Source organism: Nocardioides sp. Leaf307 (assembly GCF_001423135.1).
GTDB lineage: Bacteria > Actinomycetota > Actinomycetes > Propionibacteriales > Nocardioidaceae > Nocardioides > Nocardioides kribbensis.
On sequence record NZ_LMNY01000002.1, the window covers coordinates 58,137 to 73,513 of the forward strand.

Sequence of the window (15,377 nt, forward strand, 5' to 3'; positions counted from 1 at the left end):
TCGATCAACCCGCGCGCCGACCGGCGCCCGCTCCGCCGCACGCTCGGCCGATCCGCGACGGCAGCGGCGCCAGCTCCGCCGCACGAGGGGCCGCAGCGGTCGCGAGAGGCGGCGGCCAGCACCCCCGCGGCGGCAGACCACGTTCTGGTTGAACGAACGTTCGATCAACCCGCGCGCCGACCGGCGCCCGCTCCGCCGCACGCTCGGCCGATCCGCGACGGCAGCCACGCCGGCTCCCCCGCACGAGGGGCCGCAGCGGTCGCGAGAGGCGGCGGCCAGCACCCCCGCGGCGGCAGACCACGTCCTGGTTGAACGAACGTTCGATCAACCCGCGCGCCGACAGGCGCCCGCTCCGCCGCTCCCTCGGCCGATCCGCGACGGCAGCCACGCCGGCTCCCCCGCACGAGGAGCCGCAGCGGTCGCGAGAGGCGGCGGCCAGCAGCCCGCGGCAGCAGACCACGTCCTGGTTGAACGAACGTTCGATCAACCCGCGCGCCGACCAGCGCCGGCTTCACCACACGCCCCCGAGGCCCCAGAGGCGCCGAGGCACCACGCTCCGGTGACACGGACGTTCGACCACCGCACCGCGGCAGGGGTCGGGGCGCACCGCCGCCCGCCCGGGCGCCCGGGCGCCCCGGGCGCCCCGACGCGCTCGACCGGTCGGGGCCCTGCGTGCGGCCCGGCCGGCTCAGACCAGGGCGCCGTCGAGCACGGTCGGGGTGCCGCGCAGGAACGTCGCCACGACCCGGCCGGGCAGCTCCATGCCGCGGTAGGGGGTGTTGCGCGACAGCGACGCCGATGTCGCGGGGTCGACGACGCGACGTACGGCGGGGTCGTAGAGCACGACGTTGGCCGGGGCGCCGACCGCGAGGGGCTGACCGTGCTCGGCGAGCCGGCCGATCCGCGCGGGCGCGGCCGACATCCGCTCGGCGACGCCGGCCCAGTCGAGCAGCCCAGTGTCGACCATCGTCTCCTGCACGATCGACAGCGCGGTCTCGAGGCCCAGCATGCCGAAGGCCGCCGCGGCCCACTCGCAGTCCTTGTCCTCGTGGGGGTGCGGGGCGTGGTCGGTGGCCACGACGTCGATCGTGCCGTCGGCCAGTCCGGCGCGCAGCGCCTCGACGTCGGCCGCGGTGCGCAGCGGCGGGTTGACCTTGTAGATCGGGTCGTAGGTCGCGGCGAGCTCGTCGGTGAGGAGCAGGTGGTGGGGGCACACCTCGGCGGTGACCTCCCAGCCGCCCTCACGCGCGGCGCGGGCCTTGGCCTCGCGCACGATCTGCACCGACCCGGCGGTCGACACGTGGCACACGTGCAGCCGCGAGCCGACGTGGGCGGCGAGCAGGCAGTCGCGGGCGATGATCGCCTCCTCGGCCACCGCCGGCCAACCGGTGAGGCCGAGGCGGCCCGAGAGCTCGCCCTCGTTCATCTGCGCCCCCTCGGTCAGGCGCGGCTCCTGGGCGTGCTGGGCGACGACGCCGTCGAAGGCCTTGACGTACTCCAGCGCGCGTCGCATCAGCACCGCGTCGCTCACGCACCGGCCGTCGTCGGAGAAGACCCGCACCCGGGCGGCGGAGTCGGCCATCGCGCCGAGCTCGGCCAGCCGCTCGCCGGCCAGCCCGACGGTGACCGCGCCGACCGGGAAGACGTCGCAGTGACCGGCCTCGCGGCCCAGGCGCCACACCTGCTCGACGACGCCGGCGGTGTCGGCGACCGGCTCGGTGTTGGCCATGGCGTGCACGGCGGTGAAGCCGCCCATCGCCGCGGCACGGGTGCCGGTGTCGACGGTCTCGGCGTCCTCCCGGCCCGGCTCGCGCAGGTGGGTGTGCAGGTCGACCAGTCCGGGCAGCGCGAGGAGGCCGGTGGCGTCGACCACCGTCGCGCCGTCGGCCCCGGGGCCGGCGGCCAGGTCGGGGCCGACCGCGGCCACCACGCCGTCGGCGAGCAGCAGGTCGGTGGTCTCGCCGCCGAGGATCGAGGCGTTGCGGAGCAGGTACATCGTCACGCGGGTGCGCTTTCTGTCGGGAGGAGCGGGGCGTCGGCGGTCCCGGGGCTGCCGGGGCCGCCCGGGAGGCCGGCGGGTCCGTCGGCGGAGAGGTCGGCGCCGCTGAGGAGGAGGTAGAGCACCGCCATCCGCACGGCCACGCCGTTGGTGACCTGCTCGACGATGACCGAGCGCGGGGAGTCGGCGACGTCGGCGGTGATCTCCATGCCGCGCACCATCGGACCGGGGTGCATCACGATGGCGTGGTCCTGCAGCGTGGCCATCCGGCGACCGTCGAGGCCGTAGCGGCGCGAGTACTCGCGCGGGGTCGGGAAGAAGCCCCCGCTCATCCGCTCGCGCTGCACGCGCAGCATCATCACGGCGTCGGCCTTCGGCAGCACCGCGTCGAGGTCGTAGGACGTCTCGACCGGCCACGAGCCGACGCCCACCGGCATCAGCGTCGGGGGCGCCACGAGCGTGACCTCCGCGCCGAGGGTCTGCAGCAGCAGCGCGTTGGAGCGCGCGACCCGGCTGTGCAGGACGTCGCCCACGATGGCCACCCGCCGCCCGTCGAGCCCGCCGCCGTCGGCCGCACCGAGGTGGCGGGTGAGGGTGAAGGCGTCGAGGAGCGCCTGGGTGGGGTGCTCGTGGGTACCGTCGCCGGCGTTGACCACGCTGGAGCGGACCCAGCCCGAGTGGGCGAGGCGGTGGGGTGCACCACTGGCGCCGTGACGCACCACCACGGCGTCGGCCCCCATCGCCTCCAGCGTCAGCGCGGTGTCCTTGAGGCTCTCGCCCTTGGACACGCTGGAGCCCTTGGCGGCGAAGTTGATGACGTCGGCGCTGAGGCGCTTGGCCGCGGCCTCGAAGGAGATGCGGGTGCGGGTGGAGTCCTCGAAGAAGAGGTTGACCACGGTGCGCCCGCGAAGAGCGGGGAGCTTCTTGATCGGCCGGTCGGCCAGCGAGCGGAGCTCGGCCGCCGTGCGGAGCACCAGCTCCGCGTCGTCGCGGGTCAGGTCGGCCGCGCTGAGCAGGTGCCGCTTCACGCCCCCACCCCCGCGCCGCCGGTCTGCTCGCCGGTCTGGTCGCCCAGGCCGGGGGGCGGCCCGGTGATGGTGACCGCGTCGAGGTCGTCGACGCCCTCGAGCCTCACGCTGACGCGCTCGACCAGCGAGGTGGGCAGGTTCTTGCCCACGAAGTCGGCCCGGATGGGCAGCTCGCGGTGACCGCGGTCGACGAGCACGGCCAGCCGCACCGCGCGCGGGCGGCCGATGTCGCCGAGGGCGTCGAGCGCCGCGCGGATGGTGCGCCCGGAGAAGAGCACGTCGTCGACCAGCACCACGGTGCGCCCGTCGATGCCGCCGGGCGGGATCTGGGTGGGGAGCAGCGCGCGGGCCGGCTTGAGGCGCAGGTCGTCGCGGTACATCGTGACGTCGAGCGAGCCCACCGGCACCTCGGTGCCCTCGACCGCGGCGAGGCGCTCGGCGATGCGCTGCGCCAGTGGCACGCCGCGGCTCGGGATGCCCAGCAGGACGAGGTCGGCGCCGCCCTTGTTGCGCTCGAGGATCTCGTGGGAGATCCGGGTCAGTGCCCGGGCGATGTCACGGGCGTCGAGGACGACGCGGCCTCCGGCCGTCGGGTCGTCGGGTGCTGCAGGCTGGGCGCACACGGTGCCGCCGGACCTCCTTCTCCGCCTCACGGGACGGCTCGTTAAAGGATGTCGATCGGCGCCGACACTAGCAGCCGCAGGGTCCGACGCCGCGACGTCGGACCCGGCGGCCGGCAGGTGCTCCAGGGCGCCAGGGCTCCGGGCCCCGGGCGGGCTCAGGCCTCGGCGATGTCGAGCAGGACCTTGCCGACGGCGCCGCCCTCGACGGCGTCGTGCGCGGCGCCCGTCTCCTCCAGCGGGTAGTGGTGCAGCGGCACGCCGGCCTCCGCACCCACGCGCAGGGCACCGGCGGACACGGCCGCGGTGACGTCCTCGGCGGCGGCCTGCACGAGGTCGGCGCCCAGGGTGTAGAGCAGCAGGCCCTGCAGGCGCAGGTTCTTGGCGAAGGTGGCCCGCACCGGCACGGTCGCCTCGGCCCCGCCGTTGTCGGCGTAGTAGGCCAGGGTGCCGCGGTTGCGGAGCACCTCGACGTCGAGGCCGACGTTCTGCGCCAGGGCCACCTCCACGACCAGGTCGACGCCCTCGGGCGCGACCGCCCGGATCTCGGCGGCGGCGTCGGAGGTGCGGTAGTTGACGATGTGGTGGGCTCCGGCCGCGCGGGCCAGGTCGGCCTTCTCCTCACCGCTGACCGTGGTGACCACGGTGGCGCCGGCCCAGACGGCCAGCTGGATCGCGGCGTTGCCGACCGCACCGGCCCCGCCGGCGACCAGCACGGTCTGTCCGGCCATCGAGCCCGGTGCCAGACGCGTGGTGGTCTCCCCCGCGGTGAGCGCCCGGTGGGCGGTGACCGCGGGGACGCCGAGGGAGGCACCGAGGTCGAAGGACGCGCCCTCGGGCAGCGGCACGACGCGCTCGGCAAGCTGCACGGTGTGCTGGGTCGACGTACCGAGGCCGCGACCCGACTGGGCCAGGACCAGCCAGACCCGGTCGCCGACGGCGTGGGTGGTGACGCCCTCGCCGACGGCGTCGACGACGCCGGCACCGTCCTGACCAGGGGCGACCTCGGTGAAGTCGCCGTTCATGCCGTTGGCGCGGAACTTCCAGTCCGTGGGGTTGACCCCCGCCCGCACCAGGCGGACCCGGACCTCGCCGGGCCCGGGCTCGGGCAGGTCGCGCTCGACGACCTCGAGGACGGAGGAGGGACCGGGCTTGCTGTAGACGACTGCTCGCATGGAGGGCGTAGCGCCCCGGGCACGGGACTTGTTCCCGTGGAGGGCCTCAGGCCCCCGCCGGGCCCTCGCGGCCGGTGGCGGTGTCCGCCGGGCTCACAGGGTCGCGGCCATGCCGGCGCAGGCGGTGAGCCAGGCGCGCCGGGTCTCCTGGGACAACCGGGCGTAGGGCACGACGGAGCCGGAGACGAGCGCGGGGTCGTAGGGCACGCGGTAGACCGCGCGGGTGCGCTGCTCGTAGACGTCGACGAGGTCGCGCGCCAAGGCCGCGTCGACCTTCGGGGAGGGGTCGGAGAGCACGGTCACCGTCTTGTGCTTGAGGTCGGGGTGACCGGCGTCCTGGAGGGCGTCGAGCATCCAGAGCCCGCTGTAGCCGGTGTCCTCCCGCACGGTGCTGGTGACCACCAGCAGGTCGGCGGCCGCGGCTGCGGCCAGCCAGTTCTCGGCGCGCATGTTGTTGCCGGTGTCGACGAGCAGGATCCGGTAGAAGCGCTCGAGCAGCCCGTGGACGGCGGCGAAGTCGTCGGCGCGGATCGTGCCGGTGACGTCGGCCCGCTCGTCGGAGGCCAGTACGTCGAAGTGGGCGTCGCCCTGGGTGCGGACGTAGGACCCCAGGTCGCCGATGCGCGACTGCGCGACGTCGTCGAAGCGGCCGAGGTCGCCGAGCAGCTCGCGGGTGGTGTTGCGGTGGTGGCCGCGGGTGCCCCGGATGCCCAGCGTGCCCCGGGTCTCGTTGTTGTCCCAGGCCACGACTCCCCCGCCCCGCACGGTGCCGAAGGTGTAGCCCGCCGCCAGCACGCCGGTGGTCTTGGCGGCCCCGCCCTTGGGGTTGACGAAGGCGATGGTGCGCGGGCCCGAGAGCTCGCGCTGCACCGCGGCGCGGTCGCGCTCGTGGGCTGCCTCCGCGCGGCCCATGGCCGGGCTGAGGAGTCCGCCGCTCCACCGGCGCACCCGTCCGCGCCAGCCCCACGTGGCCGGCCCGTGGTCGGCGACGTCGGCGCGGCGGTCGAGGAAGTCGGTGGCCGACATGAAGCGTCGCGGCTGCGCCGGTGCGCCGCCGGCGCCCGCCTCGCCCGCGGTGGCCGGCGGGGCGGTCGGCGCGACCGTCGGCGCCGGGCCGGCCTGCGGGCCGGCGGGCGGGCCAGCGGGCGGGGAGGACGGTGGCGGGGCCGGCGAGGCGGCGAGGGGGGCCGGTGGTGGCGAGGTCGGCGTCCACTGCGGCGGACCCACGGCGGGCGGGGGGCCGGCAGGCGGTCGGTCGGCGTCCCTCACCGGGCCGGCCGACGGGTCGGACGGGGACACGTCGGGCGGAGTGGCCAGGGGGTCGGTCAGGGGGTCGGCCACGGGGTCGGCCACGGGGTCGGTCAGGGGGTCCCCCAGGGGGTCGGCCAGGTGGTCGGTGACCGGGGCGCCGTCGCCCGGGGGCGGCCCGCTGCGGTCGGAGGCCGGCGCACGGTCGGCGGCGTGGGCCACGAGGTCCTCCGGCCGGTGGGGCCGGTCGCTGGCGTCGGCGGACTCGGGGCGCGACCCGGGAGGGGGTCCGGGCTGGGTCGCGGGCCGGGGGTCGTGCGGCTGCGGCTGCGTCATGGGTCCTCCGAGAGACGGTGCGGCGTGCCGGTCTCCTTCCCACCACCCGCCCGTGTCACACCCGCTCGTGCCGCGGGCGCCGGCGCCCTGGCCGTGATGCCTGGCCGTGATGTCTAGCCGAGGGTGACCTCGACGACCACGTCGTCCTCGTCGAGGAGCAGGTTGACCCGGTCGGGGCGGAAGTCGAGGGTGCGCATCGTGCCCGGGCGCAGCAGGCGGTGGGGGCGTCCGGCGGCGTCGAGCTCGCTGACGGCGTCGGTGGCGGTGAGGCCGACGAGCCCGGTCGGCGGGGTCGGGTCGACCGGCGGGGGCGTGGAGGTCATCGCCCCAGCATGCCCGGTGCGGCGACCGGGTCGGCCCGACCCCGCGGTCCCGGCGACGTCAGCGTGAGAGGTGACGCGCGCGGGCGAAGCAGAAGAGCCCGTAGCAGCCGATGCCGACGGCGATGACGCCGAGCATCACGGGGCCGTAGGGCTGCTGCAGCACCTTGTGGAGGGCCTGGTCGAGCCCGCCGGACTTCTTGGCCTGGTGGGTGTAGGCGGCGTAGAGGAAGAGCCCGCCGACGATGCCGATGGCGACGCCCTTGGCGGCGTAGCCGGCCTTGCCGAACCAGATGTAGGCCGTCCCGGCCTCACCGCTCTTGCCCTCCGCCGTGAGGTGCTCGCGGAACTTCTCGGTCCAGGCACGCACGATCTGACCCACGCCGTAGGCGATGACGAGCACGCCGGCGAGGCCGACCATGAACTGCCCACCCGACATGTTCATCACCGTGGCGGTGGTGTCGTCGGAGCCGCCCTTGGAGCCCGATCCGGTCGCGACCTTGACGGCGCTCCACCCGATCACGGCGTAGATGACGCCCTTGAGCACCGAGGAGGCCCGCTTGAGCCAGAGGTCCTTGCCCTCCTCGCCGCGGTGCCCCCCGACGGCCTCGAGGACGCGCCACACGACGAGCAGCAGCATGCCGATCGCGATCAGCCAGATCGCCAGCTCACCGAAGGGCTCGTCGGTCAGCTGCTGCAGCGCGCCCGTGCTCGACGCCGAGCCGCTCTGGTCGCCCAGCGCGAGCTGGAGCGCGATCCAGGCGATCATCAGGTGCACCACGCCGTAGGCGACGAGCCCCGCCCGCACCGCGTGGTCGAGCCAGTCGCTGGACTCGGCCCGGTCGGTGGCGTCGCCCGCCTTGCGCGTCATCTCTCCCATGGGGGGTGAACCTAGACCCTCCGGGGCCCTCCGCGCCCGGGTCCTGGGCCACCTGTGAGGGTGAAGCCTCCCCGCCCCCGGACCCGGGGCGCCCGCGTCGGCTCAGGACAGGTCGCCCAGGGCGGTCTCGACGGCGCGGTGGAAGGTCGGGTAGGCGTAGATCATCGTGCGCATCACCTCGACCGGCACCTCGGCGTGCACCGCCAGTGCGAGCAGGCCGAGGATCTCCCCACCGGCAGGGCCCATGGCGGTGGCCCCCACCAGCACACCGCGGTCGGCGTCCTCGACCACCTTGACCAGCCCCCGGCCGCCCGGGCCGTGGGTGAAGCCGCGCGAGGACTGCTCGAGCGGCGCACTGCCCGTGCGCACGCGCAGGCCGGCGTCGCGGGCCTGCTGCTCGGTGAGGCCCACGCCGCCGACCTCGGGATCGGTGAAGGTGGTGTGGGGCACGGCGTGGTAGCGGGCCGCCGGGCCCTCCTCGCCGGTGATGTCGCGGGTCACGATCGCCGACTGGTACATCGACACGTGGGTGAAGGCCCCGTGGCCGGTGATGTCGCCGATGGCCCACAGCCGGTCCCCCGCCCGCAGGCGCTCGTCGACCTCGACGGTGCGGGCGGTGGGGTCGAGGCCGACCGTCTCCAGGCCCAGGTCGTCGAGGTTGGGGGTGCGACCGGCCGCCACGAGCAGCTTGTCGGCCACCAGGCGCTCGCCCTCCTCCCCGTCGAGGGCGAGGGTGAAGGCACCGTCGGCGTAGGAGACCGAGGTGGTCTCGACACCGGTCATCACCCGGATCCCCTCGGCGGCGAAGACCTCCTCCAGCAGCCGCCCGGCCTCGGGCTCGTCACCGGGCACGAGACGCTCGCCGTGCTGCACGATCGTCACGCGCACCCCGAAGCGGGCGAGCACCTGGGCCATCTCGCAGCCGATCGGCCCCCCGCCGAGCACGACGGCCGAGCCCGGGAGCTCGGTGAGGCGCACGACGTCACGGTTGGTCCAGTACGGCGTGCCCGCGAGCCCGTCGATCGGCAGCTCCGCGGGGCGGGTGCCGGTGTTGAGCACGACGCCGCGCTGCGCGACGTAGGTGGTGCGGCCGCCGTCGGGAGCCTCGACGACCACCCGACCGGTGCCGTCGAGGCGGCCGACGCCGTGCACCACCGTGGCGCCGGCGTCGACGAGCCGGTCCACCGCGACCTGGTCGTCCCAGCCGGTGGTGGCCTCGGTGTCGATGCGGCGGGCCACCGGCGACCACGACGGCACGACGGTCGCGTCGCCGGCCAGCTCGCCGACGCGGTGGGCCTCGGCGAGCGCGTCGGAGGCGCGCACCATCATCTTGGTGGGGATGCAGCCGTAGTAGGGGCACTCGCCGCCGACGAGGTGCTTGTCGACGGCCACGACCCGCAGCCCCGCCTGCGCCGCACCCGTGGCGAGGGCCTCGCCCCCGGGGCCGAGGCCGATGACGACGAGGTCGACGCTCACTTCTTCGCTCATGGCGCCAGCCTGCCCGCCCGGGCGGGCCCACGGATCACCCGATCGTGGGACCCGGGCGGGGGCGGCCGCCGAGGGCGGTCATGGCGCTCAGACCAGGGAGGCCTTGTCGCGCATGACCGCGCCCAGGACGCCGTTGACGAAGGACGGCGACTCGTCGGTCGACAGGTCGCGCACCAGGGCCATGGCCTCGGAGACGGCGACCGGGTCGGGCACGTCGTCGGCCCACAGCAGCTCGAAGACGCCCAGGCGCAGCACGTTGCGGTCGACGGCCGGCATCCGGTCGAGGGTCCAGCCCTCGGAGTAGGTCGCGAGCAGCTCGTCGATGCGCGCCTGGTGCTCGACCACGCCGCGCACCAGCTCACCGGTGTAGGCGTGCTGCGGGCCCTCGCCGTCGGCGACGGCGCGCTCGAGGTGCTCCAGGGGAGCCTCGCTGCGCATCTCGGCGGCGAAGAGCACGTCCAGCGCCCGCTTGCGGGCCTTGGAGCGGGCCGCCATCAGGACTTGACGCGACCGAGGTAGGAGGAGTCGCGGGTGTCGACCTTGACCTTCTCGCCCTGGTTGATGAACAGCGGCACCTGGATCTCATGGCCGGTCTCGAGCGTGGCCGGCTTGGTGCGGCCGGTGGCGCTGTCACCGGCCAGGCCGGGCTCGGTGAAGGTGATGACGAGCTCGACCGAGGCGGGGAGCTCGACGAAGAGCACGCGGCCCTCGTTGGTGGCCACGATGGCCTCCTGGTTCTCCAGGAGGAAGTTCGCGCCGTCGCCGAGGATCTCCGGGGCGACCTCGAGCTGGTCGTAGGTGGCGACGTCCATGAAGACGAACGAGGTGCCGTCGTTGTAGAGGTACTGCATGGTGCGGCGGTCGACGGTCGCGGTCTCGACCTTGGTGCCGGCGTTGAAGGTCTTGTCGACGTTCTTGCCCGACTCGACGTTGCGCAGCTTGGTGCGCACGAAGGCGGGGCCCTTGCCGGGCTTCACGTGCTGGAACTCGACGACAGCCCAGAGCTGACCGTCGATGTTGAGAACCATGCCGTTCTTGAGGTCGTTGGTCGATGCCATCTGCGCGGTTCAGCCTCACTGCGTCGGGGAGTCGGAGCGTCGCCCGAGGCGTCTCGGACGAACGCCTGAGTCTACCGGGCGCGGGCCGCAGCCCCGCACTCGGCGGTGGGGCCGGTCAGCCGGCGCTGCTGCGCGCGACGACCTCGAGCGCCACGCGGTAGCCGTCGACACCGAGGCCCTTGACCACCTCGACGGCGTGCGGGGTGACCACCGAGTGGTGGCGGAACTCCTCGGGCCGGGCGTGGGGGTCGGAGATGTGCACCTCCACCAGGGGTGCGGTCAGCTGGGCGCAGGCGTCGTAGACGGCGTAGGAGTAGTGCGTCCACGCCGCGGCGTTGAGCACCACCGGGTGGCCGTCGTCGGCCGCGGCGTTGAGCCAGTCGACCATCACGCCCTCGTGGTTGGTCTGGCGCACCTCGACCTCGAGCCCGAGGTCGCGGCCCCACCCGACGCACAGCGTGGCGAGCTCGGCGTGGGTGGTGGAGCCGTAGATCTCCGGCTGACGCTTGCCGAGCCGGCCGAGGTTGGGCCCGTTGAGCACGAGGACGCTCATGCGCGCTCCCCCGTGGTGGCCGCGCTCCCCGCGTCGGTCGTGACGGCGGCGAAGGCCGCCCGCAGGTCGGCGTCGGAGGGCCCGGCGAGCACGCGCGGTCGCGCGACGTCGTCGAGCACCACGAAGCGCAGCTGGTCGCCGCGCGTCTTCTTGTCCACCCGCATCGTGGCCAGCAGGTCGTCGTACGCCGCCCCGGCGTAGCCGGTGGGCAGGCCGACCCGGGCGAGCACGTTGCGGTGCCGCTCGACGACGGCTGCCGGGAGACTGCCCGCCCGGTGCGCCAGCTCGGCGACGAACACGCAGCCGATCGCCACGGCCTCGCCGTGACGGATGGCGTAGCCCTCGGCGCGCTCGATGGCGTGGCCCAGGGTGTGGCCGTAGTTGAGCACCTCGCGACCGGGGTGGCCGTCGGCCCCGCCGGTCTCGCGCAGGTCGGTCACGACGACGTCGACCTTGACGCGGATGGCGCGCTCGACGAGCTCGCGCAGCACCGGCGAGCCCGCGACGAGGTCGGCGGGGTCGGTGGCCTCCACCAGGTCCAGGATGACCGGGTCGGCCACGAAGCCGCACTTGACGACCTCGCCGAGCCCTGCGACGAGCTCCTCGCGGGGCAGCCCCTCGAGCAGGGCCAGGTCGCACAGCACGCCGGCGGGCTCGTGGAAGGCGCCGACGAGGTTCTTGCCCGCCGCGGTGTTGATGCCGGTCTTGCCGCCCACGGCGGCGTCGACCATCGCCAGCAGCGTGGTCGGCACGTGCACGACCCGCACGCCGCGCAGCCAGCTGGCTGCGACGAAGCCGCCCAGGTCGGTGGTGGCGCCGCCGCCGAAGGTGACGACGGCGTCGGAGCGGGTGAAGCCCGCCGCGCCGAGCGCCTCCCAGACGTCGACCAGCACGCCGGCGGTCTTGGCGGCCTCGCCCTCGGGCAGGCCCAGCGCCAGGACGTCGTGGTGGGGCCGCAGCGCGTCGACGACGGGCTGGGCGAGCTCGCCGAGGGCTCCGGCGTAGAGGAACGCCACGCGCTGCACACCGGGGCCGAGCAGGTCGTGGAGGCGGTCGGTGACCCGGTGGCCCACCACCACGTCGTAGGGCGAAGCGCCGCCGACGTGCAGCACCGTCGCGTCGGACGGTCGGGTGGGGTCGTCGGTCGGGCCGTCGGTCGGGTCGGTCACGGCAGGAGCTCCTCGATCGCGTCAGCGACCTGGTCGGGGGTGCGGGCGTCGGTGTCGACGACGTGGGTGGCGACGGCCTCGTAGACGGGCGTGCGCTCCTCGAGCAGCTGCTTCATCCGTCCGCGCACGTTGCCCATGAGCATCGGTCGGGCGACCCCGAGGCCGACCCGGGAGGCCGCGTCGGCGAGCCCCACGCGCAGGAAGACGACCACGTGGCCGGCGAGCAGGGCGCGGGTGTCCTCGCGCAGCACCGCTCCCCCGCCGAGGGCCAGCACGCCGGGGTGCTCGGCGAGCGCGGCGGCGACGGCCGCGGCCTCGAGGTCGCGGAAGTGCTGCTCCCCGTCGTCGACGAAGATGTCGGAGATCGCGCGCTGCTCGGCGGCCTCGACGTCACGGTCGGTGTCGCGGACACCGACGCCCCACCGGGCGCCCAGCAGGTCGGCGACGGTGGTCTTGCCCGCGCCCATGGGCCCCACGAGCACGACGCGGGGACGGACGGCGGGGCTGCCTGCGCTCACCGGTAGGTCAGCGCGTCGAGGTAGGTCTCGACGTTGCGCCGGGTCTCCGACAGCGCGTCGCCGCCGAACTTCTCCAGCAGCGCCTCGGCCACGACGAGGGCGACCATGGCCTCCGCGACGATGCCGGCGGCCGGCACGGCGCAGACGTCGGAGCGCTGGTGGTGGGCCACCGCCTCCTCGCCGGTGGCGACGTCGACGGTGCGCAGCGCGCGGGGCACGGTGGCGATCGGCTTCATGGCCGCGCGCACGCGCAGCACCTCGCCGGTGGTCATGCCGCCCTCGGTGCCCCCGGAGCGGCCGCTCGTACGGCGGATGCCCTCGGGCGTGGGCACGATCTCGTCGTGGGCCAGCGACCCGGGGGTGGCGGCCAGGGCGAAGCCGTCGCCGACCTCGACGCCCTTGATGGCCTGGATGCCCATGAGCGCTCCGGCCAGGCGCGAGTCGAGGCGCCGGTCCCAGTGGACGTGGGAGCCCAGGCCCGGCGGGAGCCCGTGCACGACCACCTCGACGACGCCGCCGAGGGTGTCGCCGTCCTTGTGGGCCTGGTCGATGCGCGCCACCATCGCCTCGCTGGTCGCGGGGTCGAGGCAGCGCACGGGGTCGGCGTCGAGGCGCTCGAGGTCGCCCTCGCCCGGCCACAGCCCGTCGGGGGCGCGCACGCCGCCGAGCTCGATGACGTGGGAGAGGATGGTCGCGCCGCAGGCCTGGGCCAGGAAGTTGCTGGCCACGCGGCCGAGCGCGACCCGGGCGGCGGTCTCGCGGGCCGAGGCCCGCTCCAGGATCGGGCGGGCGTCGGGGAAGTCGTACTTCTGCATGCCCGCCAGGTCGGCGTGACCGGGACGGGGCCGGGTGAGCGGCGCGTTGCGGGCCAGCGAGGCCAGCTCCTCGGCGTCGACCGGGTCGGCCGACATGACCTTCTCCCACTTGGGCCACTCGGTGTTGCCGACGATGATCGCGACCGGTCCGCCCTGGGTCTCCCCGTGGCGCACGCCACCGGTGATCGTCACCTGGTCCTGCTCGAACTTCATCCGCGCGCCGCGGCCGTAGCCGAGACGGCGGCGGGCCAGGGAGTCGGCGATGTCGTCGCTCGTGACCTGGACGTGGGCGGGGAGCCCTTCCAGGACGGCGACCAGGGAGGGGCCGTGGGACTCGCCCGCGGTGAGCCAACGCAGCATGACGGCAGTGTCCCACGGCGCTGCGCGAGGCCGACGACCCCCGTCGCGTCCCGAGACCGGCCCCCGCAGCGCTCCCGCGTCAGCGCAGCAGGGCGTCGATCACGGCGGGTCCGGTCAGCGCGCCGATCAGCGCGCCCACCACCATGAACGGCCCGAAGGGGTAGGCGGCCTTGAGCAGGGCCCGGTCGCGGCGCACGAGGGCGAGCACGAGACCCGGCAGGCCGAAGACGAGGAAGCCGGCGTAGACGCCGACGACGAGCTCGGCGACGCCGAGGCGGCCGAGCACGAGCCCGAGCAGCGCGGCCAGGCGCACGTCGCCGAAGCCCATGCCGGCGGAGTGCACGGCCCACAGCAGCCAGTAGAGGGACCGCGCCACGAGCAGGCCGACGCCCGCGCGCAGGACCGCGTCGTGCTCGCCGGTGGCCGCCCACTCCCCCAGCGCGAGCAGCACCAGCGCCCCGGTCGCCGGGAGCACGAGGCGCGAGGGCAGCAGGCGGGTGTGGCCGTCGACGTAGGCCAGGGCGACGCACAGCGGCACGACCGGCAGCGCGTAGGCCAGGGCCCACGCGGTGTCCTCGGTCAGCCCGTCACCGAGCACGGCCCGGGCGACCAGGCCGCCGGCCATGGCGGAGACGAGGGCCACCCACGGGCCCAGGTGGGGACGTGCCGCGAGGTCGACGTAGAGCGGCTTGGGCGGCTCGGCGGGCCGGGCGGCGCTCGCGGGTCCGGACCCGGTGGTCGACCCGTGCGGGGCCTCCGCGCCCACGAGGGTCCCGGTCGCAGGAGCTGCGGGGGGATCGGCCGAGGGATCGACAGAGGGATCAGCAGAGGGACCGGCAGGGGGATCCGCGGCTGACGCGGGGGCGGGGGGCTCGGGCAGCGCCCGGATCAGCGCGGGCACGCCCAGCCCGGCGAGACCGCAGCCGAGGACGGCGAGGGCCACGACGAGGAGCTCGGCGGCGGCGTCGCTCACGCCGGTGCCCGCGCGGCGAGCGCGGCCGCGCCCGCGGCGCGCATGACGTCGACGGGGCCGAGGCGTCCGGTCATGAACTCGACCTGGAGGGCGGCCTGGTGCACCAGCAGGTCGAGGCCGGCCACCAGCACCGTGCCGTCGGCGGCGGCCGCGGCCGCGGCGAGGGGCGTCGGCCACGGGTCGTAGACGACCTCGAAGACGACCGGCGTGCGGGCCCAGCGCAGCACCAGGTCGGGGGTCTGGGCGGCCGCGGGCACGGTGGAGACCACCAGCTCGGCGGGGCCGACCTCCTCGGCCGGTGTGGCGAGGGGCAGCACCCTCACGTGGGCCCCGCCGGGGTGGCGGCGGATCGCGTCGACCGTCTCGGTGGCGCGCTCCGGGGTGCGCGCGAGCACCACGACCTCGCGGGCGCCCAGCTCGCAGGCGGCGAGCCCGGTGGACGCGGCCGTGGCGCCCCCGCCGAGCACGACGGCCCGTGTCACCTCGCCGTCCCACCGCTCGCGCACCGCCGCGACGGCGCCGGGGAGGTCGGTGTTGTCGGCGCGCAGTCGGGGCTCGTCGACCAGCAGGGTGTTGGCGGCGCCCACCAGCCGGGCCCGCTCGGTGACCTCGCCGCGGGCGCCGACGGCCAGGGCCATCACCTCGCGCTTGAGCGGCATGGTGAGCGACAGCCCGCGCCACGAGTCGTCGAGGCCCGCGAGCACCTCCGGCAGCGTGCCGGAGGCGACGCGCACGGCCTCGTAGGTCCAGTCCAGGCCGAGCGCGGCGTAGGCCGCCCGGTGCAGGACGGGCGAGAGCGAGTGACCGACGGGGTCGCCGACGACGGCGCAGCGCATC

The 15,377-nt window shown here is 75.4% G+C and carries 16 protein-coding genes; all 16 read right to left on the bottom strand.

The annotated features are described in order from the left end of the window. Positions 1–688: 688 nt before the first annotated feature. Positions 689–1,996, bottom strand: a complete 1,308-nt coding sequence (locus ASF50_RS09570) for a dihydroorotase (RefSeq protein ID WP_235557681.1) — start codon at positions 1,994–1,996, stop codon at positions 689–691. 2 nt (positions 1,997–1,998) lie between these two features. After that, on the bottom strand, positions 1,999–3,027 hold the full coding sequence (locus ASF50_RS09575; protein ID WP_056904353.1) for an aspartate carbamoyltransferase catalytic subunit: 1,029 nt from the start codon (positions 3,025–3,027) through the stop codon (positions 1,999–2,001). Beyond that, a complete protein-coding gene (gene pyrR / locus ASF50_RS09580; RefSeq protein WP_056904354.1) occupies positions 3,024–3,650 on the bottom strand; it encodes a bifunctional pyr operon transcriptional regulator/uracil phosphoribosyltransferase PyrR in 627 nt (208 codons plus the stop codon). The genes ASF50_RS09575 and pyrR overlap by 4 nt, the downstream gene beginning before the upstream one ends. Positions 3,651–3,805: 155 nt before the next feature. Beyond that, positions 3,806–4,822 (bottom strand): NADPH:quinone reductase, encoded by a 1,017-nt coding sequence (locus tag ASF50_RS09585; protein WP_056904355.1) that lies wholly within the window; start codon positions 4,820–4,822, stop codon positions 3,806–3,808. 93 nt (positions 4,823–4,915) lie between these two features. Continuing rightward, entirely contained in the window at positions 4,916–6,406 is a 1,491-nt protein-coding gene (locus ASF50_RS19650) for a MinD/ParA family protein (RefSeq protein ID WP_056904356.1), read from the bottom strand. Between the two features lie 113 nt (positions 6,407–6,519). Further along, positions 6,520–6,729 carry an I78 family peptidase inhibitor gene (locus ASF50_RS09595; protein WP_056904357.1) on the bottom strand — a complete coding sequence of 70 codons (210 nt, stop codon included), beginning with the start codon at positions 6,727–6,729 and terminating at the stop codon, positions 6,520–6,522. Between the two features lie 58 nt (positions 6,730–6,787). Continuing rightward, positions 6,788–7,606 (bottom strand): DUF1206 domain-containing protein, encoded by an 819-nt coding sequence (locus tag ASF50_RS09600; protein WP_082503078.1) that lies wholly within the window; start codon positions 7,604–7,606, stop codon positions 6,788–6,790. 102 nt (positions 7,607–7,708) lie between these two features. Next, positions 7,709–9,094, bottom strand: a complete 1,386-nt coding sequence (locus ASF50_RS09605) for a dihydrolipoyl dehydrogenase family protein (protein ID WP_056904359.1) — start codon at positions 9,092–9,094, stop codon at positions 7,709–7,711. Positions 9,095–9,181: 87 nt separating this feature from the next. Beyond that, complete coding sequence (gene nusB, locus ASF50_RS09610; protein WP_056862781.1) at positions 9,182–9,589, bottom strand: transcription antitermination factor NusB; 408 nt, start codon at positions 9,587–9,589, stop codon at positions 9,182–9,184. Next, a complete protein-coding gene (efp, locus tag ASF50_RS09615) occupies positions 9,589–10,152 on the bottom strand; it encodes an elongation factor P (protein WP_056862780.1) in 564 nt (187 codons plus the stop codon). The genes nusB and efp overlap by 1 nt, the downstream gene beginning before the upstream one ends. Positions 10,153–10,267: 115 nt before the next feature. Next, on the bottom strand, positions 10,268–10,705 hold the full coding sequence (locus ASF50_RS09620; RefSeq protein ID WP_056904360.1) for a type II 3-dehydroquinate dehydratase: 438 nt from the start codon (positions 10,703–10,705) through the stop codon (positions 10,268–10,270). Beyond that, on the bottom strand, positions 10,702–11,874 hold the full coding sequence (gene aroB / locus ASF50_RS09625; RefSeq protein ID WP_056904361.1) for a 3-dehydroquinate synthase: 1,173 nt from the start codon (positions 11,872–11,874) through the stop codon (positions 10,702–10,704). Before aroB ends, ASF50_RS09620 begins: the two co-directional genes overlap by 4 nt. Beyond that, complete coding sequence (locus ASF50_RS09630; RefSeq protein WP_308196067.1) at positions 11,871–12,392, bottom strand: shikimate kinase; 522 nt, start codon at positions 12,390–12,392, stop codon at positions 11,871–11,873. The genes aroB and ASF50_RS09630 overlap by 4 nt, the downstream gene beginning before the upstream one ends. Continuing rightward, the gene (gene aroC / locus ASF50_RS09635; protein WP_200920109.1) at positions 12,389–13,567 is read right to left on the bottom strand and encodes a chorismate synthase; all 1,179 of its coding nucleotides are present in this window, start codon (positions 13,565–13,567) and stop codon (positions 12,389–12,391) included. Before aroC ends, ASF50_RS09630 begins: the two co-directional genes overlap by 4 nt. A 79-nt stretch (positions 13,568–13,646) precedes the next feature. Continuing rightward, positions 13,647–14,540, bottom strand: coding sequence for a prepilin peptidase (locus ASF50_RS09640; RefSeq protein ID WP_156718231.1), 894 nt, complete (start codon positions 14,538–14,540; stop codon positions 13,647–13,649). Further along, on the bottom strand, positions 14,537–15,376 hold the full coding sequence (locus ASF50_RS09645; RefSeq protein WP_056904363.1) for a shikimate dehydrogenase: 840 nt from the start codon (positions 15,374–15,376) through the stop codon (positions 14,537–14,539). Before ASF50_RS09645 ends, ASF50_RS09640 begins: the two co-directional genes overlap by 4 nt. Position 15,377: the final 1 nt, after the last annotated feature.

What these genes read in the sequence shown, in the direction of transcription:
- ASF50_RS09605 (WP_056904359.1), bottom strand. Translation starts at nt 9,094, where the DNA reads ATGAGCGAAGAAGTGAGCGTCGACCTCGTCGTCATCGGCCTCGGCCCC.
- ASF50_RS09645 (WP_056904363.1), bottom strand. Translation starts at nt 15,376, where the DNA reads ATGCGCTGCGCCGTCGTCGGCGACCCCGTCGGTCACTCGCTCTCGCCC.
- ASF50_RS09620 (WP_056904360.1), bottom strand. Translation starts at nt 10,705, where the DNA reads ATGAGCGTCCTCGTGCTCAACGGGCCCAACCTCGGCCGGCTCGGCAAG.
- ASF50_RS09595 (WP_056904357.1), bottom strand. Translation starts at nt 6,729, where the DNA reads ATGACCTCCACGCCCCCGCCGGTCGACCCGACCCCGCCGACCGGGCTC.
- ASF50_RS09570 (WP_235557681.1), bottom strand. Translation starts at nt 1,996, where the DNA reads ATGTACCTGCTCCGCAACGCCTCGATCCTCGGCGGCGAGACCACCGAC.
- efp (WP_056862780.1), bottom strand. Translation starts at nt 10,152, where the DNA reads ATGGCATCGACCAACGACCTCAAGAACGGCATGGTTCTCAACATCGAC.
- ASF50_RS19650 (WP_056904356.1), bottom strand. Translation starts at nt 6,406, where the DNA reads ATGACGCAGCCGCAGCCGCACGACCCCCGGCCCGCGACCCAGCCCGGA.
- nusB (WP_056862781.1), bottom strand. Translation starts at nt 9,589, where the DNA reads ATGGCGGCCCGCTCCAAGGCCCGCAAGCGGGCGCTGGACGTGCTCTTC.
- aroC (WP_200920109.1), bottom strand. Translation starts at nt 13,567, where the DNA reads ATGCTGCGTTGGCTCACCGCGGGCGAGTCCCACGGCCCCTCCCTGGTC.
- ASF50_RS09585 (WP_056904355.1), bottom strand. Translation starts at nt 4,822, where the DNA reads ATGCGAGCAGTCGTCTACAGCAAGCCCGGTCCCTCCTCCGTCCTCGAG.
- ASF50_RS09600 (WP_082503078.1), bottom strand. Translation starts at nt 7,606, where the DNA reads ATGGGAGAGATGACGCGCAAGGCGGGCGACGCCACCGACCGGGCCGAG.